At 61.6% G+C, this 18,916-nt stretch carries 19 protein-coding genes; 6 read left to right on the forward strand and 13 right to left on the reverse strand.

Going from position 1 to position 18,916, the window contains the following annotated elements:
* Positions 1-45: 45 nt before the first annotated feature.
* Both ACQRAG_RS00995 and gdhA read left to right on the forward strand, forming a co-directional pair.
* On the forward strand, positions 46-978 hold the full coding sequence (locus tag ACQRAG_RS00995) for an AraC family transcriptional regulator (RefSeq protein WP_239465006.1): 933 nt from the start codon (positions 46-48) through the stop codon (positions 976-978).
* Between the two features lie 117 nt (positions 979-1,095).
* Positions 1,096-2,448: an NADP-specific glutamate dehydrogenase gene (gene gdhA, locus ACQRAG_RS01000; RefSeq protein ID WP_168935799.1), complete on the forward strand. Its 1,353-nt coding sequence runs from the start codon at positions 1,096-1,098 to the stop codon at positions 2,446-2,448.
* A gap of 89 nt (positions 2,449-2,537) precedes the next feature.
* Here the strand turns inward: gdhA and ACQRAG_RS01005 are convergent, their stop codons facing one another.
* A complete protein-coding gene (locus ACQRAG_RS01005) occupies positions 2,538-3,047 on the reverse strand; it encodes a nitroreductase family protein (protein ID WP_168935798.1) in 510 nt (169 codons plus the stop codon).
* Positions 3,048-3,166: 119 nt separating this feature from the next.
* Between ACQRAG_RS01005 and ACQRAG_RS01010 the strand changes: the two genes are divergently transcribed.
* The 3 genes from ACQRAG_RS01010 (at position 3,167) to ACQRAG_RS01020 (ending at position 6,191) form a co-directional block, all read left to right on the forward strand.
* Positions 3,167-5,185, forward strand: a complete 2,019-nt coding sequence (locus ACQRAG_RS01010; RefSeq protein WP_300645643.1) for a cation:proton antiporter — start codon at positions 3,167-3,169, stop codon at positions 5,183-5,185.
* Between the two features lie 120 nt (positions 5,186-5,305).
* A complete protein-coding gene (locus ACQRAG_RS01015) occupies positions 5,306-5,725 on the forward strand; it encodes a CoA-binding protein (protein ID WP_427803738.1) in 420 nt (139 codons plus the stop codon).
* 16 nt (positions 5,726-5,741) lie between these two features.
* A complete protein-coding gene (locus ACQRAG_RS01020) occupies positions 5,742-6,191 on the forward strand; it encodes a YkgJ family cysteine cluster protein (RefSeq protein WP_168935795.1) in 450 nt (149 codons plus the stop codon).
* A gap of 55 nt (positions 6,192-6,246) precedes the next feature.
* Here ACQRAG_RS01020 and ACQRAG_RS01025 read toward each other — a convergent pair whose 3' ends face one another.
* The 8 genes from ACQRAG_RS01025 to efp all read right to left on the reverse strand — a co-directional run bounded on the left by ACQRAG_RS01025 (position 6,247) and on the right by efp (position 14,237).
* Positions 6,247-7,245 (reverse strand): hypothetical protein, encoded by a 999-nt coding sequence (locus ACQRAG_RS01025; RefSeq protein WP_168935794.1) that lies wholly within the window; start codon positions 7,243-7,245, stop codon positions 6,247-6,249.
* Positions 7,236-8,177 (reverse strand): hypothetical protein, encoded by a 942-nt coding sequence (locus ACQRAG_RS01030; protein ID WP_427803739.1) that lies wholly within the window; start codon positions 8,175-8,177, stop codon positions 7,236-7,238. The genes ACQRAG_RS01025 and ACQRAG_RS01030 overlap by 10 nt, the downstream gene beginning before the upstream one ends.
* Before the next feature lie 246 nt (positions 8,178-8,423).
* A complete protein-coding gene (locus tag ACQRAG_RS01035; protein ID WP_427803740.1) occupies positions 8,424-8,879 on the reverse strand; it encodes a GNAT family N-acetyltransferase in 456 nt (151 codons plus the stop codon).
* A 137-nt stretch (positions 8,880-9,016) separates the two neighbouring features.
* On the reverse strand, positions 9,017-9,538 hold the full coding sequence (locus ACQRAG_RS01040; protein ID WP_168935791.1) for a 3'-5' exonuclease: 522 nt from the start codon (positions 9,536-9,538) through the stop codon (positions 9,017-9,019).
* Between the two features lie 6 nt (positions 9,539-9,544).
* Complete coding sequence (locus tag ACQRAG_RS01045; RefSeq protein WP_168935790.1) at positions 9,545-9,973, reverse strand: hypothetical protein; 429 nt, start codon at positions 9,971-9,973, stop codon at positions 9,545-9,547.
* A gap of 456 nt (positions 9,974-10,429) precedes the next feature.
* Positions 10,430-11,101, reverse strand: a complete 672-nt coding sequence (gene lolA / locus ACQRAG_RS01050; protein ID WP_168935789.1) for an outer membrane lipoprotein chaperone LolA — start codon at positions 11,099-11,101, stop codon at positions 10,430-10,432.
* A gap of 9 nt (positions 11,102-11,110) precedes the next feature.
* On the reverse strand, positions 11,111-13,585 hold the full coding sequence (locus ACQRAG_RS01055; RefSeq protein WP_414437667.1) for a DNA translocase FtsK: 2,475 nt from the start codon (positions 13,583-13,585) through the stop codon (positions 11,111-11,113).
* Positions 13,586-13,679: 94 nt separating this feature from the next.
* Complete coding sequence (gene efp / locus ACQRAG_RS01060; protein ID WP_072333111.1) at positions 13,680-14,237, reverse strand: elongation factor P; 558 nt, start codon at positions 14,235-14,237, stop codon at positions 13,680-13,682.
* Positions 14,238-14,375: 138 nt separating this feature from the next.
* Here efp and yihA point away from each other — a divergent pair, with 138 nt between their 5' ends.
* Positions 14,376-15,044, forward strand: coding sequence for a ribosome biogenesis GTP-binding protein YihA/YsxC (yihA, locus tag ACQRAG_RS01065; RefSeq protein ID WP_204673726.1), 669 nt, complete (start codon positions 14,376-14,378; stop codon positions 15,042-15,044).
* A 186-nt stretch (positions 15,045-15,230) separates the two neighbouring features.
* On the opposite strand, the gene ACQRAG_RS01070 is transcribed toward yihA, so the two are convergent.
* The 4 genes from ACQRAG_RS01070 to trxA form a co-directional block, all read right to left on the reverse strand.
* Positions 15,231-16,679, reverse strand: a complete 1,449-nt coding sequence (locus tag ACQRAG_RS01070; protein WP_427803741.1) for a cation diffusion facilitator family transporter — start codon at positions 16,677-16,679, stop codon at positions 15,231-15,233.
* Positions 16,680-16,849: 170 nt separating this feature from the next.
* Positions 16,850-17,581 carry an outer membrane protein assembly factor BamD gene (locus ACQRAG_RS01075; RefSeq protein ID WP_168935786.1) on the reverse strand — a complete coding sequence of 244 codons (732 nt, stop codon included), beginning with the start codon at positions 17,579-17,581 and terminating at the stop codon, positions 16,850-16,852.
* Positions 17,574-18,500 carry a thioredoxin-disulfide reductase gene (gene trxB / locus ACQRAG_RS01080; protein ID WP_168935785.1) on the reverse strand — a complete coding sequence of 309 codons (927 nt, stop codon included), beginning with the start codon at positions 18,498-18,500 and terminating at the stop codon, positions 17,574-17,576. The genes ACQRAG_RS01075 and trxB overlap by 8 nt, the downstream gene beginning before the upstream one ends.
* Positions 18,497-18,820: a thioredoxin gene (trxA, locus tag ACQRAG_RS01085; protein WP_006005379.1), complete on the reverse strand. Its 324-nt coding sequence runs from the start codon at positions 18,818-18,820 to the stop codon at positions 18,497-18,499. The genes trxB and trxA overlap by 4 nt, the downstream gene beginning before the upstream one ends.
* Positions 18,821-18,916 lie beyond the last annotated feature (96 nt).

The raw sequence follows: 18,916 nt of genomic DNA on the forward strand, positions 1-18,916 counted from the left end.
TTATATTCAAAGTCGTTGCAGCCTTTTTCTTCTAAGGATGTTCCCATGCTCGACCCGCACGCTGAACTGCTCCGCATCAATGCCCGCATCAAGGAGATCCTGCTCCAGCACATGCCCCGCACGGGCACGTACCACAGCCCCGTGCCCGGACTGGTCACGCGCAGGCTCGAGACCTGCCACACCACCACGACCTGCCTCGGCAAGCCTTCGGCATCCATCATCGTGCAAGGAGAAAAGATCGCCATGCTGGGGGACCGGGAGATCCATTACGGGGAGGGCCAGTGCCTGGTCACGGGCGTCGACATGCCCAACGCCTTCCGCGTCCTCCAGGCCTGCCATGACCACCCCTTCCTGGCCATGTCGCTGGAGCTGGACAGGAGCCTGACCGGCCAGATGGTCAAGGAACTGGCCGATGCCGTCCCGCCTGCGGCCCGCCCGGACAGCGGCGTCATCCTGGGCACGACCAGCCCCGAACTGCTGGATGCCTTCCTGCGTCTGGCCCGCCTGCTGGATACGCCGGAACGGATCCCCATCCTTGCGCCGCTGGTCATCCGCGAGATCCACTACCTGCTGCTCATCGGGCCGCAGGGCGCCGGGCTGCGTCAGCTCAATACCCACGGCACCCAGGCCAACAGCATCGCCCAGGCTACGGACTGGCTCCGCAAGAACTACCGCAAGCCCCTGCTGGTGAGCCAGCTGGCCCGCCAGGTCAACATGGGCACATCGACCTTCCACCGGCATTTCAAGGAGGTCACGGGCATGAGCCCGCTGCAGTATCACAAGCGGCTGCGCCTGTACGAGGCCCAGCGTCTGATGCTGGCCGGCGAGATGGATGCGGGCAGCGCGGGGCTGGCTGTAGGCTACGAAAGCACGGCCCAGTTCAATCGTGAGTACAAGCGCCTCTTTGGCGAACCGCCCCTCCGCGATCTGAAAAGGATGCGCCGCCACGACGCCTGCCCCTCTGAAAACTCCCACTGAGCGCCGAAAAACGTATTGCAAGGCTCGGAGAAACTGCGTAAAAAAAATTCCTGCCTTTAACGGCAGGATTCAACGTTTTTTGCGCTATGCGCACACAGAGCACAGAGGAGTGCACCCATGTCTTACGCTCAACGAGTCATTGAAGGCCTGAAACAGAAGTACGCCAGCGAACCTGTCTTCCTCCAGGCCGTGGAAGAAGTGCTGATGACCCTCCAGCCCCTGCTGGACAAAGACGCCAAGTACGAAAAGTACAAGATCCTCGAGCGCATCACCGAGCCCGAACGCATCATCAGCTTCCGCGTGGAATGGGTGGACGACAAGGGTGAGATCCAGGTCAACCGCGGCTACCGCGTGCAGTACAACTCCGCCATCGGCCCCTACAAGGGCGGCCTGCGCTTCCATCCCAGCGTGAACCTGGGCATCCTCAAGTTCCTGGGCTTCGAACAGATCTTCAAGAACTCCCTGACCGGTCTGGCCATCGGCGGCGGCAAGGGCGGTTCCGACTTCGATCCCAAGGGCAAGTCCGAGACCGAAGTCATGCGCTTCTGCCAGGCCTTCATGACCGAGCTGCACCGTCACATCGGTGCCACCATCGACGTGCCCGCCGGTGACATCGGCGTGGGCGGCCGCGAAGTGGGCTACATGTTCGGCCAGTTCAAGCGCCTGACCCGCAGCTACGAAGGCGTGCTGACCGGCAAGAACCTGCTCTTCGGCGGTTCCCTGGCCCGTACGGAAGCCACCGGCTACGGTGCCGTGTATTTTGCCCAGAACATGCTGGAAGACCGCGGCGAAAGCCTGGAAGGCAAAGTCTGCGCCGTTTCCGGTGCCGGCAACGTGGCCACCTACTGCTGCGAAAAACTGCTCCAGCTGGGCGCCAAGCCCGTCACCGTGTCCGACTCCCGCGGCATGATCTATGATCCCGAAGGCATCAAGGTCGACGTGCTCAAGCAGGTGAAGGAAGTGGAACGCGCTTCCCTGACCCGTTACGCCGAACTGGTGCCTACCGCCAAGCACACCCCTGTGGCCGAATACCCCGAAGGCCGCAATGCCGTGTGGTCCGTGCCCTGCTTCGCCGCCTTCCCCTGCGCCACCCAGAACGAACTGAACCTGGCTGACGCCAAGGCCCTGCTGGCCAACGGCTGCAAGTGCGTGGCCGAAGGCGCCAACATGCCCTCCACCCTGGAAGCCGTGCACGCCTTCCTGGAAGCCGGTATCGCCTACGGCCCGGCCAAGGCTGCCAACGCCGGCGGCGTGGCCACCAGCCAGCTGGAAATGCAGCAGAACGCCGGCATGCAGAGCTGGACCTTCGAGACCGTCGACGGCAAGCTGAAGGACATCATGGGCAACATCTACAAGAATGCTGCCGAGACCGCCAAGGAATTCGGCCAGCCCGGCAACCTGGTGCTGGGTGCCAACATCGCCGGCTTCCGCAAGGTGGCCGATGCCATGATCGCTCAGGGCGTCTGCTAGCGCTCCCCTCCAAACAGCAATGAAAAAAGCCCGGCCATGCCGGGCTTTTTTCATTGCATCACACAAAAACGCGTGCGCGGAGGGCCTGCCTACCAGTCTTCGTTATGGACACGTTCAGCGCGGAAGCGTTCCTGAGCCTTGAACTCCTGATCCGTATGTCCAAGCACGATCAGGCTCAGGGGACGGATGTTCTCCGGCATGTGGAAGATCTCGCGGAACGGCCGGGCCCTGTCCTCGATGGGATGCAGACCGCACCAGACCGTGCCGATGTTCAGGGCACGCGCCGCCAGCATGAAGTTCTGCGTGGCCGCCGAGCAATCCTGGACCCAGAACCCGGGGGTCTTCTCTTCGTTCAGATCGGCGCAGATGATGACGGCTGCGGCTGCGCCTGCCGCCATCTTGGCGTAGGGATGGACCTCCGCCACCTTGCGCAGCATCTCGCGGTCACGGATCACGACAAAATGCCAGAGCTGGCGGTTGTTGGCGCTGGGAGCGCACATGGCGGCCTCCAGCATGCGGTCCATATCTTCCTGGCTGACGGGTTCGTCGGTGAAGGAACGGATACTGCGCCGGGTCCTGATCGCTTCAAACAAGTCCATAGGTACTCCCTTGCGGCTTTGGCCGCCTTTTTTTATGATAGTTCCCCTGCAAACGGCATGCCCAACCGGTCCGGGACCGGCGCATGACGTGCGGGTTCGCACCTGCCCCGGAGGTACAAATGCATTTTGAACTGCTCGATGAACTGGTCATCATTTTCCTGCTTTCCATCGTCGTCAACCTTGTATGCAACAAGATAAAGCTGACGGCAACCGTAGGATTTTTGCTGACCGGCGTATTGTGCGGGCCTTCCCTGCTGGGCATCGTGGACAGCCAGTCCATCAGCGATGTGGCGGAGCTGGGCGTGGCCATGCTGCTGTTCACCATCGGTATGGAGCTGTCCGGCGAGGCCCTGAGCCGCCTGAAACGCCCCGTGTTCCTGGGGGGCAGCCTGCAGATCGGCCTGACGGTGCTGGCCATAGCCGGTCTCACCGCCCTTCTGGACGGGACAAGCCTGCCCAGCGGTATTTTCTGGGGCTGTCTCGTGGCCCTGTCCTCTTCGGCCATCGTCTTGCAGATCTTCCAGCAGAAAGGCCTCACCAGCACGCCGACGGGGCGTCTTTCTCTGGCCATCCTTGTTTTTCAGGACATCATGGTCGCGCCCATGATGCTCTGTGTGCCCCTGCTGTCCGGGCAGTTCCATATGGCGCCCCTGGACATGCTGCTGTCGGTGCTGAAAGTGGGCGGCATCCTCGGGGCCGTGCTGCTGGCCGCGCATCTGGGCCTCAACCGCTTCATGGAAGCGGTCATGCGCACCCGCTCGCGCGAGCTGCTCTTCCTCTCGACCCTGGGCACCTGTTTCGGCATGGCGCTGCTGACCCACAGCCTGGGCCTTTCGCTTTCGCTGGGCGCCTTTTTGGCGGGCCTGATGCTGGCCCGTTCCCAGTACAGCATGAGCGTCATCTCGGGCATCATGCCCTATCGTGACGTTTTCATGAGCCTGTTCTTCATCTCCGTGGGCATGATGCTGGATCTCTCCTTCTTCCTCCAGCACATCTGGGCCATCCTGTTCAACACCCTGCTGTTCATCCTGATCAAGAGCCTGCTGACCATGCCCGCCGTCCTGGTGCAGGGCTACCCGCTGCGTACGGCCATCCAGACCTCCCTCTGCCTCGCGCAGGTCGGTGAATTCTCCTTCGTGCTGGCCGCCTCCGGTCTGGCCGCCGGTCTGCTCAACGACATCGGCTACCAGTCCTTCCTGGCCCTGAGCGTCATCACCATGATGCTCACGCCCTTCCTCATCAATCTGGCCCCCCGCGCCGCCGCCCTGCTGACCAGGGGACGCGGCAAGGAAGCCTCCAGCCCGGAAGCAGAGCAGCAGAAGGCCAGCACCCTCAAGGATCATCTCATCATCGTGGGCTTCGGCATCAGCGGCAAACACCTGGCCCAGGTGGCCAAGGAATCCGGCATCCCCTACACCATCCTGGAGATGAACCCCGAGACCGTGAGCCGCTACAAGAACAAGGAGCCCATCTCGCACGGGGACGCCTCCCAGCCTGTCATCCTTGAGCATCTGGGCGTCTACACGGCCCGTGTCCTGGCCATCATCATCTCCGACCCGGCGGCAGTGCGCGCCATCACCCTGGAAGCCCGGCGCATGAACCCCGACCTCTACATCGTGGCCCGCACCCGCTTCATCACCGAGGTCGCCCCGCTGCGCCGTCTGGGAGCCAATGTGGTCATCGCCGAGGAATTCGAGACCTCCATCGAGGTGTTCAACCAGGTGCTGACCCAGTATCTGGTGCCCCGTCAGGATATCGACGCCTTCTCCGCCCGTCTGCGCCAGCAGAATTACCGTATGATCCGGCGCATGAGCAGTGCTGCGGACAGTCTGGAAAGCGTTGCCAGCCGTCTGCCCGAAATGGGTGTGCAGACCATGCGGCTGGAGGCAGGTTCCCCCCTGTGCGGCCTCAGCCTTGCCCAGAGCAACCTGCGCCGGGAATACGCCGTGACCGTGGTGGCCGTGGCCCGCAGCGAGCAGGAGGTAGTGGCCTCCCCGCCTGCCGACTTCGTCATGGAAGCCGGGGATCTGCTCTACCTGTTCGGCAAAACGGACAAGCTCTTTGCCGTCAAGCCGGTCATTTGTGCCGCTCCTGCGACACCTGCAACAGCGACCGCCCAGGAGGCCCACCAGGCCTGATATCGCGACAGGGCGCAAGTTTTCATCAAGCCGGAGCCCAGGCTTGCACTTGCCCCTGTCAGCCCGTATAGTCGTCTTCCCCCGTCGGCTATGTCGGGGCAATCCCTTATGGAGGCAAGGATGCTTTCGTTTACCGCCATCCGGGACGTACTCCAGCGATCCCGCAGCATCGCCATCGTAGGCGCCAAGGACAAAGCCGGGCAGCCCGTGGACAGAGTGGGCCGCTATCTGCTGGACAAGGGCTATACCATCTTTCCGGTGCACCCTGTCCGCAAGACCGTCTGGGGCCTGACGGCCTATCCCGATCTGGCGTCCCTGCCCCAGCCGGTGGACATCATCGACCTTTTCCGTGCTCCCCAGTACTGTCCCGCCCATGCGCAGGAAGTGCTGGCCCTGCCCTGGAAGCCCCTCTGCTTCTGGATGCAGGAGGGCATCCGCTCCGCCGAGGCGCGTGCCCTGCTGGAGCCTGAACAGATCCTGGTGGTGGAGGATCTCTGCCTCATGGCCGAACACGCCCGCCTGCTCACTTTGCAAAAATAATCCTGAGGATATCGAAATGAGCCAAGAAACCCAGGCCTTTTCCTGTAAGATGTGCGGCCATTGCTGCAAGGGGAAAGGCGGTATCGTCGTCAGCCCCTCCGACCTGAAGCGGCTCTGCGCCACTCTCCGTATGGAAGAGGAAGAGGTGATACGCCAGTTTGGGGAATATGTGGGGACCAAACTCAAGATCCGCGTGGGCGAAGACGGCTACTGCATCTTCTTCCGGGAAGGCAAAGGCTGCATCGTCCATGAAGGCAAGCCTTCCATCTGCAAAGCCTGGCCTTTTTTCCGGGGCAATATAGAAGACCCCGTCAGCCTGCATCTGGCCAAGGATTTTTGTCCCGGCATCCCCAAAGAGATCAGCCATGCCGACTTTGCCGCCCAGGGCAAACGCTATCTGCAGGAAAACGGCCTGCTGGCCAGTGACCGCAGCTGCGAGGCCAATGCCCTGATCCTGGACAAATAGGTTGCCTGAACATCGAGAAAAAAACAGCCCGGAAGATGATCTTCCGGGCTGTTTTTCATGATCCGGTCCTCGGTCCGGCGGCTTTTGCCGCATCCAGATCCGCCTGCAGGCGTTCTGCCTGCAAATGACGCACACGGCGCAAAAAATCTTCACGATATGTCGCAGACTGCCCCGGAGATGTTTCCCCCTCGCGGAGACGCCGCTCGATGGCGGATCGCCGTGCCTCCGGGACATGCTCCAGCAGGGCCGCACGCACGGCAGGCCCGCAGGTGTCCAAGACCCCGACCAGAGCTTCACCGGACGTTTCCTCCAGTGCCTCTTCCAGCAGACCGTCCTCCAGTTTCAAACAGTCTTCAGGACAGTGAACCATCCTGCCCAGCAGCGACGGCAGGCGGGAGTCGTGCCGTTCCAGATCGGCCAGCAGCTCCCTGGCCGCATCCTTGCCCGCAGCCGCCACGATCTCCGCTGCCACCTGCAGGCCGGGACGCCAGTCCTGCACGGATCTTTCCGCAGCCTGCCGGGCAAGCACACTGTCCACCTCATCCAGGATGTCCGCATCCACCGGGGCCAGCCCGCCGATATGCTCCAGCAGCAGTGAGCGCATCTCCGTCGGCAGGCGCATGAGCAGGCCCGCCGCCTGGGAAGCGGAAAGATGGCCAAGGACCAGCGCCAGCGTCTGGGGATGTTCCTGCCGCAGCAGCTGATAGAGCTGCCCCGGGCGCATCCGCTCCAGAGATTCGAACGGCCGTGCCGACTCCGCCGGGCCCCAGGCGCGCATGGTCTCCCGCGCCTCGCGCTCGCCAAGACAGTGCGCCAGCAGGCGACCGGCCAGGGCCCTGTCCGCACAGATGCCGTCGGCCTGCGTCTCAAGAAATATCCGGGCCTCCCGCAAGATTGCCCGCACTTCGCTTTCGGGGACGTGCGGCAGGCTGGCCATGGCTTCCGTTATCCGGGCAACTTCCTGCCGTTGCATGCGGCCCAGCATGTCCGTGGCCACGTCTTCGCCCATGGCCAGAAGGAAGACCGCACACCGCTGGCTGCCTGTCAGTTGCATGACTCCCGCCCTCCTGCTGCCCCTTCCGGCGTTGTATCTTCCTGTATCAACCAGTGCCGCAGCAGGGCCACCCCCTGCCCGGGATGCTCGCGCAAAGAGGTTTCCAGCTGCCGGCGCAGACTCTCGGCATCCTCTGCCGCTTTGCTGTCCCTTTCTGCCTCACACGGCAGTTTTTCCTCAAAACGGACTTCGGGATCGGCAGATGAGCCAGAGGCCCGACGACGTGCCCGAAAGAATGCAGCCATACCGGCCAGAGCCAGCACGGCAAAGATGAAGGCCAGCCCCCGCAGGGCAGCCGCATTCCGCCTGGCAGGCAGAAAACAGATCCGCAGGGCATCGCCCCTCCCCTCTTCCAGCGCACAGGCCTGCCCCAGCAGGCTCTCAAGATACGGGCGCACTGTTTCCGGGACGGCATTTTCTTCCAGCAATACCGAGATGGTACGACGTCCCGTTGTCCGGCCTTTTTCTGCCCCATCCAGACTGACGAGGACTTCTGCCCTGCCGTTGCCTTCCAGCAGTGGCCGCAAGACCCGCAGGGCCTGCCGCTCAAGCGCCACTTCCTGTTCCCGGCGGGCCGTCTCGTCTGTCTCATGATCAGGATACAGGCGCCGTCCTTCCGTATCGAAGACGAGGACATGGCGTTTGTCCGGGGCATCCGGTATCAGGGACAGGGTATCCAGCATCCTGTCCAGAGCTGCGGCATCCGGCATGGCTTCCGGTCGCGCGGGCTCCAGGACGATGACCGCCCCGGACTGCCAGCTTTGGGGAGCCAGTTGCACCCGCGCCTGACGGATGCAGGAGAACTGTTCCAGCTGCCGGGCCAGCAAGGTCTCCCGCTCATGGCGAAGGGCGGCTGCATCGTTATCTCCGCTACACCCGCCTTCTCCCTGCAAGGACAACCAGCCAAGAAGTACGGCCAGAAGCAAAGACACGAACCCGACCGCCGCAAACGCGGCCTGTCGTGTACGCCCTGTCGCTCCGTGACGCTCCTGCATGCTGCCCGACACTGCCAAATTTCCCCCATGGATAGCTGTATCCATATATAGCTAGCAAAGAGGATGCCATTCATGAATAATCATTGATTACAATGTATTAAACATCACCCCCCAAATGGCTCCACATAAGCATTCAAAAAAATGACGCACGCTGTGTCCTGATACGATCCCCCGCTCCCTGCCCTATCCCCCGGCAGACAGCCGGCGCCGCAGGTACACCATATCACGCAAGAGTATGCCCTCTTCCACGATGGGCTGGGGATAGTTGCGGATAAAGAAGTCAGGGATGCGGTCAAAGGGCACAAAACCGCAGGCCCGGTAAAATGCCAGCGTCGATGGGACTTCTCCTGTCCCCAGCTGCAAACTATGGCAGGACGAGGCATAGCGCGCACAGACAAATTCTATCAGCGCCCTGCCGTAACCGCGTCTGCGCCAGGCGGCTGCCACGGCCAGGTTCTTGATCTCCGCCACGCCCTCGCCTTCCCGGGTCACGACGCAAAGCCCCCGGGCATCGGGGTCATGAAGGACGAACAATTCCCCGCGTTCCAGATACCGGTCTATCATGGCTTCGCTCTCATCCCCGACGAGCAAGAGCGGCAACCAGGCTTTTTTATGATTACGGACATGTACGATATCCATATCCCCTCCCAGCTCTCCGTTTCTCCATACGGTCGCGCGGCTTCTCCCATCCGCCCGTGCCCCGTTCGCCGACCTTCAGCCATAAAAAAAGGAGGTCATCCGGGGGGATGCCTCCTGTCTGCGCTGTCTGACCGCCGTTACAATTTCATCTGACCATCTGTGACGCCCAGGCCGCGCAGGCGCAAATAGATCTCCGCACAGGCCCGGGCATCGGACCCCGCATGATGATGATCCAGCGGGATACCGAAGTAGCCGCAGACGCTGTCCAGCGCCCGCGATGCCAGCGGCAGGCTGCGACGCGCTCCCTTGAGCGTACACAAAAACGGCAGCTGCGGCTGCACAAGCTCCAGAGCCTGACAGGATGCATGCAGCACCCTGCGGTCGAAGCCGGCATTGTGGGCCAGAAGGGCATGGCTGCCTTCCATGAAGGCCACGAGCTGCGGCCACAGTTCCGTGAAGGTGGGGGCGTCTTTCAGCATGGGCCAGGTCAGGCCATGCACATGGGTGAACAAAACACGGGAGGACGGCGGACGGATCAGGCTGTAAAAGCTGTCCGTCACCACGCCATCCTCGATGCGGCAAAGGCCCACAGCGCACGCGCTGTGGGCCGCATAGCCGGAAGTTTCAAAATCAAGGGCCACATACCGGCCTGTCGTCATACGGGGCTACTCCTTGCCCTCCGCCGCGCTGCGGGCAGCTTCGGCGATGCGGTCAGCGATGTAGGCACGCATGGCATCATCATCTTCATCCAGATTGAAGCAACAGGCATCTTCGCCCATGAGACCGGCCGGCACATAGTCGCCCAGCTCGTCAGGATCCTGAATCATGTCGGCATAGAAGCAGACCGACAGCCAGCGGCTTTCCGGTTCGTCATCCACCACGTCCACCAGGACGAACAGCTCGCGCCGTTTCTGGGCGGCATTGCGCGCACGCAGCGAATAGCTGACGCCCGGACGGGCCTTGAATTCCAGCGAAACGTTTTCCAGACCCACCAGATAGTCACGATACGCCAGGAAGGCCGCGCGGGCATTCAGGGGATCGCTCTGCCAGGCCTGCACCAGTTCTTCAACGCCCTTGCTCCAGTCAGCGGACATATGAACACTCCTTTGTCTGCTCTTTGCCACGGCGTACCGCATACGGACGAAACGGCCTCGTCGTGAATCCGGGCATGCTCTTTCGTGCACAGCCTGACCACCGGCTGTCGCGCGCGTCCACCCTCTGCGGACCGCATGTCCGCCGGATCAGAGAATGCCCCATCGTGGGGATAATGCCCGTGCTCCGCAGCCTTTGTCAAGGCAGGATACAGACCTCCCCGACGAAGCCGTACAGGCCAGCCGTCCATGCTGTCGCGGCACCTGTCCACACGGAATGCTTCAGAATCCAGAACGGTCCCCAGCACTCATGCACCGGTACGCATCAGGCCTGCACGGCCCGCACACTGTGCAGACGGGATCAGGAGGCCGTTCCTTCCTGCAACCAGTACGAGGGAAACGAAACAACAAAAAAGCCCCGCAAAACGGGGCCTTTTTTATCTGCTTTGCACGATGGCGCTACTTGAAAAGCTCGCGCTCCTGCACCTTGGCTTTATCCGTGCGGTCTTCCACGTCGACGCCCTTGGGCGGCGTGAACTGGAAGGTGCTGCTTCCCAGCATGACGTCCGGAATGAACTTGGTGAAATTCACGTCGTTATGGTTGCCGTAAAAGTCCACCAGATCCACGCGACGGATAAAGGTCTGGGCATCCACCCAGATCAGGGCTTCGACCATCTGGGGCGTCGGGTCCTTGGGGTACAGGCGGATCTTCCGCATCCCGTTCTCCGAACCTTCTTCCTTGATGTCAAAATCCTTGCTCAACGCGGCCTGGCCGGTCAGCACCTGGATGATGCTGCGGGAATCCTGCACCAGATCGTGAGGATAGCGGTAGGCCACTTCCTCTTCCGGGATGTAATCCCAGATCTCCTTGCCCGTGACCACAAGGGTCTCCTTGATGGGCTTCTTCGTCTCCCAGCGGATGAGCAGGGGCTTTTTGAAATGCAGGGTCCCGTAACGGGTCTCTACAGCCCCGCTTTCCTTATGGGTGAGCTTTTGTTCGAACTCGGCGGAAAAAGACTGCAAGGTGTCATAACGCTGTTTGAGATCTCCCACGAGATCGGCGGCCTGCGCCCATGAGGCAAGCGCCAGCAGGGATACGGCACCAAGCACCAGAGATTTGATCATGCGCATTGTTACCTCCTATTTGACCACGGCTCGCGGCTTGCTGCCGTCAGCAGGGCCAATGATACCGTCGGCCTCCAGCTGTTCCACCATATTGGCGGCCCTGTTGAAGCCGATCTTGAAGCGACGCTGGATCAGGGAAATGGACACCCTGCCCTGTTCGGTCACAAAAGCCTGGACCTCCGCGTACAGGGGATCCGAAGCCACATCCCCTGCGCCGCTGCCGCCACCGCTGCCACCGGCCGCGCCGTCAGCGTTCCAGTCCGCAAAGCTGACCTTGTAGCTGGGCACGAGATGGTGCTTCCAGTAACCGACGACGTTCTGCACTTCCTCATCGCTCAGGAAGGGGCCGTGCAAACGCTGCAAGCGACCGCCGCTGGGCTTGAACAGCATGTCGCCGCGGCCCAGCAGATGCTCGGCACCGGCCTGGTCCAGAATGGTGCGCGAATCATGCCGCGACGTGACTTGGAACGAGATGCGGCAGGGGAAGTTGGCCTTGATCAGGCCGGTCACCACGTCCACGCTGGGGCGCTGGGTGGCCAGGATCATATGGATGCCCGCGGCACGGGCCAGCTGGGCCAGACGCACGATGCTGGTCTCCACCTCGCGGGCAGCCGTCATCATCAGGTCGGCCAGTTCGTCGATGACGATGACCAGATAGGGCAAGGGCTCCAGATCGGCCAGATCCGGCGGGAGCTGACCGTTGTAGCTGGCCAGGCGCTGATTGTAGGAAGCCACGTTGCGTACGCCCATGCGGGCCATGGCCTCATAGCGCTGGTCCATCTCATGCACGGCCCAGTCAAGAGCGTTCTTGGCCTCGCTCATCTCCGTCACCACCGGATGGATCAGGTGCGGCTCATCGGCGTACATGGCCATTTCGATGCGCTTGGGGTCCACCAGGAGCAGACGCATCTCTTCAGGCTGCGTACGGTACAGCAGGCTGAGCAGGATACCATTGAGGCAGACGCTCTTGCCCGCACCGGTGGCACCGGCCACCAGCAGGTGCGGCATCCTGGTCAGGTCCGCCATGAAGGGACGACCGGCGATGTCCTTGCCCAGGATCATGGTCAGGGGCCCGCAACCCTTGCGGAAATCTTCCGACGAGGCCAGCTCTCTGAAATTGACTATCTCCCTGTCATCATTGGGGATCTCGATACCCACGGTATCCGATCCGGGAATCGGGGCCTGGATGCGCACGGCGATGGCCTTGAGGGCCAGGGCCAGATCGTCGCTGAGATTGGCGATGCGGTTGACGCGGATACCGGGAGCCGGGCGCACCTCGTACATGGTGACCACAGGCCCGGGCGTGATGCGGACGAGCTCGCTCTGGATGTCGAAATCCTTCAGGCATTCCATCAGCGCCTTGCCGCGGGCTTCCAGATCCTCCCGGCGCACACGGGGGGCATCCTTGGAGGGCAGGCTCAGCAGATCAAGACTGGGCAAAGGAATGGGCGCGCGAGGGCGCTTTTCCTGCGGGGCAGGCGTCGTCGGCCGGGGAGCAGATGCTGCAGGAGCGGCAGGAGCGGCCTTGGGGGCTGCGGCGGCGTCCTGCTTTGCAGGAGCCGGTTCGGCAGAGGCGGACGCGGCAGCATCCTGCCCGCGGCTTTCCTGCGCCAAAGCCTCTTCCACGGCAATGTCACCGGCGGCGGAGTCATCCTCAGCAGCCGGGACGAAGGAAGGCGTCTCTACGATGACCGGACGGGGAGCCGCCGGCGCAAAAAAGTCATCATCGTCATCAGGCCCGGAGACGGGCACGGCAACCGGCGCCTGCTCCCTGACGGGAGCGGCAGACGCAGCAGGCTGGGCGACCTCCTCGGGCTCCACAGGATAGATTTCCGGCATGGGGTCCTTGGCCGGACGGATATTGCCCAGCTTGTCGCGCAGGGCCCGCCAGAAATCGGATCCCTTGCCCGGCGTCTTCTGTTTCAGACCGGCGAGGATACGCTTATGGAAAGGCAGGGAGGCAAGCTCCTGACCGTGAGTGACGATCTCGGGCTTGTGCTCTTCTTCCTGTTTTTTCTGCAGGATGCGCTCGCGGATGCGGGCCACGCACAGCGCCCCTACGGAGACCCAGGAGAAGTTGAAGGTCAGCTGGACGCCGACCAGAAAAATGAAGAACCAGACCAGCCCCGAGCCCCCGGGGCTCAGATAATAGCTGGAATTGGAGTGCAGGGTGCCGCCGATCATCCCGCCACCGGCGATATCGCCAAGGGACAGATCCCATGCGGCCCCCACGACCAGCAGGCAGATGGTGAGCAAAAAAAGGCCGCACCAGCGCCACCAGCTGATGGTGTACGCGGGGGAGACACAGGACGCGCCCAGGGCCCCGAAGACCAGAGGCCAGATATAGGCGCCTATGCCAAAAACATCATTGAGGAAGCCGGCAGTATAGGCACCAAAAAGTCCCGCCTGGTTGCTGACTTCAGCCTGCCTGCTGACCACATGGTTGAGGCTGGGGTCATTGGCGCTGAAAGTCACCACACTGAGCAGCATCAGCAGTGCCCAGAAAAGCAGGAAAAGCCCAAAAAGTTCGCGGCTGAACTTGCGTGCGTCCGTATGTCTACCCTCGCGTATCTTGCAAAAAGGCCTATTCGCGGCCCAGGTATTCCTTGGTACGGGTATCGACCTTGATGCGGTCACCTTCGTTCACGAAGATGGGCACCTGCACCACGATACCGGTCTCCAGCTTGGCGGGCTTGGTCACGTTGCTCACGGTGTCGCCCTTGGCGCCGGGTTCGGTCTCCACCACTTCGAGCACCAGGCTCAGCGGGATGTCGATATCCAGGGGATTGCCCTTGTACAGCAGCACGCGGCATTCCTGACCGTCCTTGAGGAAGCCTTCCTTGCCGCTGGTGGTGGAGGTGGAGACCTGGAGCTGTTCGTAGGTGGTCATATCCATGAAGATCAGCTCGTCGTCCTGGCGATACAGGAACTGCATGTCGCGGGTCTCCATGTCGGGCTTGCCCACCTTTTCGCCGGAACGGAAGGTGATGTCCTGGATGCGTCCCGTCAGGATGTTGCGCAGCTTGGTGCGGACCATGGCACCGCCCTTGCCGGGCTTGAAGTGCTGGAAGTCAACAATTTCGTAGGGGATGCCTTCCACCTCGATCTTGAGGCCCTTGCGAAAATCAGTCGTCGAATACATTCTTCCTCCTGCTGCCGTGCACGTGGCCTTTTTCCGGCCATTTGCAAAAAAAACGCGCTACGGCTAGTATACGCTTAGTGAATTGCGGATTATTGTGAAAATACCCCTTACTGTCAAGCTGTGCCTGAGGTCCACACCATGCCGACGCTTACCCTAGAAAGCACCGTCTACACCCTCCAGCAACTCCTGGATGTCCCGGAAGCCCAGGTGGCCCTGGCCGGCCGTTCCAACGTGGGCAAGTCTTCGCTCATCAACGCTCTGGCCGTGCGCAAAAAGCTCGCCAAGGTCAGTGCCACACCGGGCAAGACGCGCTCCATCAATTTTTACCGGGTGCAGCCCCACAACTTTTTTCTGGTAGACCTGCCGGGCTACGGCTATGCCCGGGCCAGCCACAGCGAACGCCGCAGCTGGGCGACCCTGCTGGAAAAATATCTTTCTACCTGCAAGAACCTGCGCGCCCTGGCCTTGCTGCTGGACAGCCGCCTGCCCCCCCAGAAACTGGATCTGGAGCTTGCCGGCTTCGCCCGTTCCTGCGGGCTTCCCCTGCTGCCCATCCTGACCAAGGCCGACAAGTGCAACCAGCGGGAACGTGCGGCACGCCAGGCGGAATGGGGCGAGATCGTCGGCGTCAAACCGGTCATCACCTCTTCCAGCAAGCGCATGGGCATGGATGCCCTGTGGCAGCGCCTTATCGAAGCTTCGGGCTGCGCGCCGGTCATCCTTGAGGAAGAGCCCGCCCAGCCCGTGACGGCATCGCTGGCCGAAGCTCTTGCCCGGACGACCGCCGGAACGGAAGAAAAGGCCTAGAGGCCTTTGAGGTCCAAAGCCGTCCGCTGGCGCGAAAAGGACGCTTTTCCCTCAGGTCCCATCCTCTCGTGAAAGGCCTCCGTCCCAAGCAGAGGCACTTTTCCTGGACGGGACGACACATAGAGCCTTACTAAAAAGAGGCAGGAGAATGTTCATGCATCTTCCTGCCTCTTTTCTTTTTGCTCGTTACTTGCCCAGCGGAGCGGATTCCGTCCTGGGCGGCTCCAGATGGATGAGTATGCGCCCCAGCAGCGGCAGGCGTTCGCGCAGCTCTTTTTCCAGGCGGACCGTCAGCTGATGGGCTTCTTCCACACTCAGTTCATGCCGGACACAGCAGTGGAAGGAGATGCACAAGCCGTACACCGGCAAGGTGTAGGCATGGTAGCCGTGGGCACAGCACAGCAGGGGCTCGCGACCAACGGCCTGCTCTACTTCCTTCCAGGCCAGCTCTGCCACGGCTGTCTGGGCAGGAGCAGCTTCTTCCTGGACGTCTCCCCGCTCTTCAGGGTCGATGTGGGTGACGATCCCGGCCTGCGGCAGGGCAGAATGCAACGCCTCTTCAAAGGCACGGACCCGCTTGTGGGCCTCGCAGAAGGCTTCCTGTCCCGGCACTTCCACATGGACCTCCACAAGCGTCCCCGCCCCGCTGCGCAGGATCTGGACATCATGGACGGCCAGCCCCTGGATGGAGGCCACCCGCTGCACCACAGTAAAGGGATCTTCCTTCTGGCCGGAACGCACAGGTTCCACGTGGACCGTGACATCCGCGCCGGGCAAGATGGCATCCACAGAAAGTTCGGCATCATGGGCGATCTTGTGCCCTTCACTGACGCGTATGGCCGGGTCGACCCCCACGGTCAGATCCACAAAATAATGCGGACCGCTGGAACGCAAACGCACACGCTGCACGTCCTGGACGCCCGGCAGATGCTTCACTGCCTCACAGATGGCCTGCTGTTCTTCCGTAGAACCGCTGTCCATGAGCATATTGATGGCTTCCCGGGCCATATGGAGGCTGGCCCGGAAAATGATCAGGGCCACCAGGAGGGCGGCAACGGTATCCGCCTGCACCAGGACCTTGTGTACCGGTTCAGGCAGCTGCAGCTTGGCGGCCAGCCAGACGGCCCCCACCCCCACGAGGACGACAGCAGAAGACAGGATGTCTGTCGAAAAATGCAGGGCGTCGGCTTCCAGCGCCTGGCTCCGTGTCTCCTTGGCGACTTTTTTCAGCACCCGCACCCGGTTCACGTCGATCACGATGGAAATACCCATCACGATGATGCCCCAGATGGAAGGAGCCACCGGCGTATCGCCCGAAAGCAGACGGCCTGCGCCTTCATAGACGACCCAGACGCAGATAACGAACAGCAGCACTGTCTCGCCCAGTGCCGACAGGTTCTCGACTTTGCCATGCCCATAAGGATGCCGGGCATCCGCAGGACGGGAAGAGAGCCGGACGGCATACAGGGTCATGGCCGCCGCCAGCAGGTCAAGCCCGCTGTGCAATGCCTCGGAAAGGATCCCCAGGCTGTTTGTATAGATACCCACAACCAGCTTGATGGCCGTAAGCAGGCAGGCCGCCAGCAGGGATACCAAAGCAGCCCTGTTCTTGGCCTGACTGTGTTCCTCGTTCATCGTCATTCCATCCTTGTCTTCATGCGGCAGAGCGTCCCCAAGCCAGACCGGAAGCCTCTGCAGCACAGTCATGCGCCGGTTCCCTTAGTACCGGTGCACATCCCGGAAAGCGGGAGTGGAAGTCATTTTCCCTGCAGAACAAAAAAGCCCCGAACGGGGCTTTTTTGTTCTTACAGCCAGGTGAACCAGTTTCGCCAGCTGCCCTGCCGCTTTTCGCGGGTCAGGCGGCCTTGCTCTTCCTTGTAGTAGTGGTACGCCGCCAGGGACTTTTCCTTGGCATGCGAGGCTACTTCAGGAACATCCGGGAAGTTCTCGCTCACATATTCATAGCGCCGCCAGGCAGGACCATACTTTTCCATATGCCAGAACACGTCGGCGATATAGAGTTCATGCTCGGCCATCAGGCGACGGCAGGTGTGCATCTTTTCCCCGGCATCCTTGGCATAGGGAGAGTCAGGATAGACCTGCTGCAGCCGTGCGAAGTATTCGTGGGCTTCCTGCAGGATCGTCGTTGCCCGGTCGATGGACCGGAACTGCTTCATGAGCGACATGCCCGTCTGATAGATGACGTAGGGGGTCGCATCATGCCGCGGGTGCAGCGACTCGAAATCCTTGTATGTTTCCGCAGCCAGCACATATTCCTCATCGAGGTAATAGGCATCGGCCAGGGCCAGCTCCGCGTCGACCGTATAGGGGCTGAAGGGATAGGTATCCCGCAGCTTGTTGTACAGTTCAACCGCGCGCACATAGTTCTTTTCGCTCATGGCGTCATTGCCGGCTTCGAATATCTCCTGCGCTGTATCCTCGGCCGGAGGCAGGTAGATCATATCGATGATGCCGCAGCCAGACAGCGAAAAGATGGCCAAAGCCAGAGTCAGAGAGCGAAGATAGTTTTTAAACATGGAGCTGTTCCAGGAAGACGAAAGCTGCCTGCGCAGCCGTTGCACCGTCACCGGCGGCAGTTATGACCTGACGGCACAGTTTCGAACGCACGTCACCGGCGGCAAAAATGCCGGGGATGCTGGTCCGCATTTCCGTATCCGTCACAATGAAGCCCTGGGCATCACGTTCCAGCGCGGCGGGCAGGTACGCCGTTGCCGGCTCGAAACCGACATAGATGAACAGCCCTTCGACGGAGATCTGACGAATCTCGTCCGTCTTCAGATCCCTGACGCTCAGGGATGTCAGGGCGTTTTCTCCATGGAGGGCGGTCACGACGCTGCTGCGCACCAGCTCCACCTTGTCCGGCATGGATTCCAGCTTGTCCTGATAGATCTTCGCCCCGCGGAACTCGTCACGGCGATGGATCAGATAGACTTTGGAAGCCAGCTTGGCCAGATAAAGGGATTCTTCCAGCGCAGCATTGCCGCCGCCGACGACGGCGACCGGCGCATTGCGGAAGAAGTTGCCGTCGCACAGGGCGCAATACGAGACCCCACGACCCTGCAGACGCTTTTCATCAGCAAGCCCCAGCTCGCGATGATGGGCGCCGGAACACACGATGACCGTCCGGCAGCTGTGCTCCTTACCACCGGCCTGCACGACAAAATTGCCGGCCTCACCGCTGACGCTTTCCACAGCATCCCGGCTGTGCGTCACCGGCAAGCCTTCCAGATGGGCGGCAAACAGGTCGGCCAGCTCGTAGCCCTTGATACCCTTGGGATACCCGGGGTAGTTCTCCAGGGCCTCGGTCTGCAGGATCTGTCCTCCGGCTGCCATCTTCTCAAAAAGGATGACGGAGCAGCCGGAACGGACGAGATACAGCGCCGCCGTCACCCCGGCAGGGCCACTGCCTATGACTGCAGCATCGAAGGAGCTCATGCCAGGGCCTTGGTCTGCAGGATGTTGACGATGGCGTCCTTGTTGACGGCACCGGTCACCTGGTCGATGGCCTGGCCATTCTTGAACAGCATCAGGGTCGGGATGGCGCGGATACCGAATTTGGTGGGCGTCGCCGGGTTTTCGTCAACGTTCATCTTGACGATGCGGACCTTGCCTTCGTACTCGGCAGCCAGTTCATCGATGATGGGGCCCACAGCGCGGCAGGGACCGCACCAGGGGGCCCAGAAGTCCAGCAGGACAGGGATATCGGAATTCAGGACAACGCTATCGAAAGTGGCATCAGAAATCTGTTCGGCCATAGTGTCTCTCCTTAGAAAATAAGCAAATTCCCGTCACAGGCGGACGGATCCCGCCATCGCAGATGAGCTGCCACGGCTGCCAAAAGATTAGTTGCC

The organism is Desulfovibrio sp. SGI.230 (assembly GCF_050313065.1).
GTDB lineage: Bacteria > Desulfobacterota > Desulfovibrionia > Desulfovibrionales > Desulfovibrionaceae > Desulfovibrio.

Bases quoted from the DNA above. Each gene is read 5' to 3' on its own strand.
- ACQRAG_RS01005 (WP_168935798.1), bottom strand. From the start codon at position 3,047: ATGGACTTGTTTGAAGCGATCAGGACCCGGCGCAGTATCCGTTCCTTC.
- ACQRAG_RS00995 (WP_239465006.1), top strand. From the start codon at position 46: ATGCTCGACCCGCACGCTGAACTGCTCCGCATCAATGCCCGCATCAAG.
- gdhA (WP_168935799.1), top strand. From the start codon at position 1,096: ATGTCTTACGCTCAACGAGTCATTGAAGGCCTGAAACAGAAGTACGCC.
- trxA (WP_006005379.1), bottom strand. From the start codon at position 18,820: ATGGCCGAACAGATTTCTGATGCCACTTTCGATAGCGTTGTCCTGAAT.
- ACQRAG_RS01025 (WP_168935794.1), bottom strand. From the start codon at position 7,245: ATGCAACTGACAGGCAGCCAGCGGTGTGCGGTCTTCCTTCTGGCCATG.
- efp (WP_072333111.1), bottom strand. From the start codon at position 14,237: ATGTATTCGACGACTGATTTTCGCAAGGGCCTCAAGATCGAGGTGGAA.
- ACQRAG_RS01035 (WP_427803740.1), bottom strand. From the start codon at position 8,879: ATGGATATCGTACATGTCCGTAATCATAAAAAAGCCTGGTTGCCGCTC.
- yihA (WP_204673726.1), top strand. From the start codon at position 14,376: ATGCCGACGCTTACCCTAGAAAGCACCGTCTACACCCTCCAGCAACTC.
- ACQRAG_RS01015 (WP_427803738.1), top strand. From the start codon at position 5,306: ATGCTTTCGTTTACCGCCATCCGGGACGTACTCCAGCGATCCCGCAGC.
- ACQRAG_RS01075 (WP_168935786.1), bottom strand. From the start codon at position 17,581: ATGTTTAAAAACTATCTTCGCTCTCTGACTCTGGCTTTGGCCATCTTT.
- ACQRAG_RS01045 (WP_168935790.1), bottom strand. From the start codon at position 9,973: ATGTCCGCTGACTGGAGCAAGGGCGTTGAAGAACTGGTGCAGGCCTGG.
- ACQRAG_RS01055 (WP_414437667.1), bottom strand. From the start codon at position 13,585: ATGCTGCTCAGTGTGGTGACTTTCAGCGCCAATGACCCCAGCCTCAAC.
- ACQRAG_RS01070 (WP_427803741.1), bottom strand. From the start codon at position 16,679: ATGAACGAGGAACACAGTCAGGCCAAGAACAGGGCTGCTTTGGTATCC.
- ACQRAG_RS01020 (WP_168935795.1), top strand. From the start codon at position 5,742: ATGAGCCAAGAAACCCAGGCCTTTTCCTGTAAGATGTGCGGCCATTGC.
- trxB (WP_168935785.1), bottom strand. From the start codon at position 18,500: ATGAGCTCCTTCGATGCTGCAGTCATAGGCAGTGGCCCTGCCGGGGTG.
- ACQRAG_RS01040 (WP_168935791.1), bottom strand. From the start codon at position 9,538: ATGACGACAGGCCGGTATGTGGCCCTTGATTTTGAAACTTCCGGCTAT.
- ACQRAG_RS01010 (WP_300645643.1), top strand. From the start codon at position 3,167: ATGCATTTTGAACTGCTCGATGAACTGGTCATCATTTTCCTGCTTTCC.
- lolA (WP_168935789.1), bottom strand. From the start codon at position 11,101: ATGCGCATGATCAAATCTCTGGTGCTTGGTGCCGTATCCCTGCTGGCG.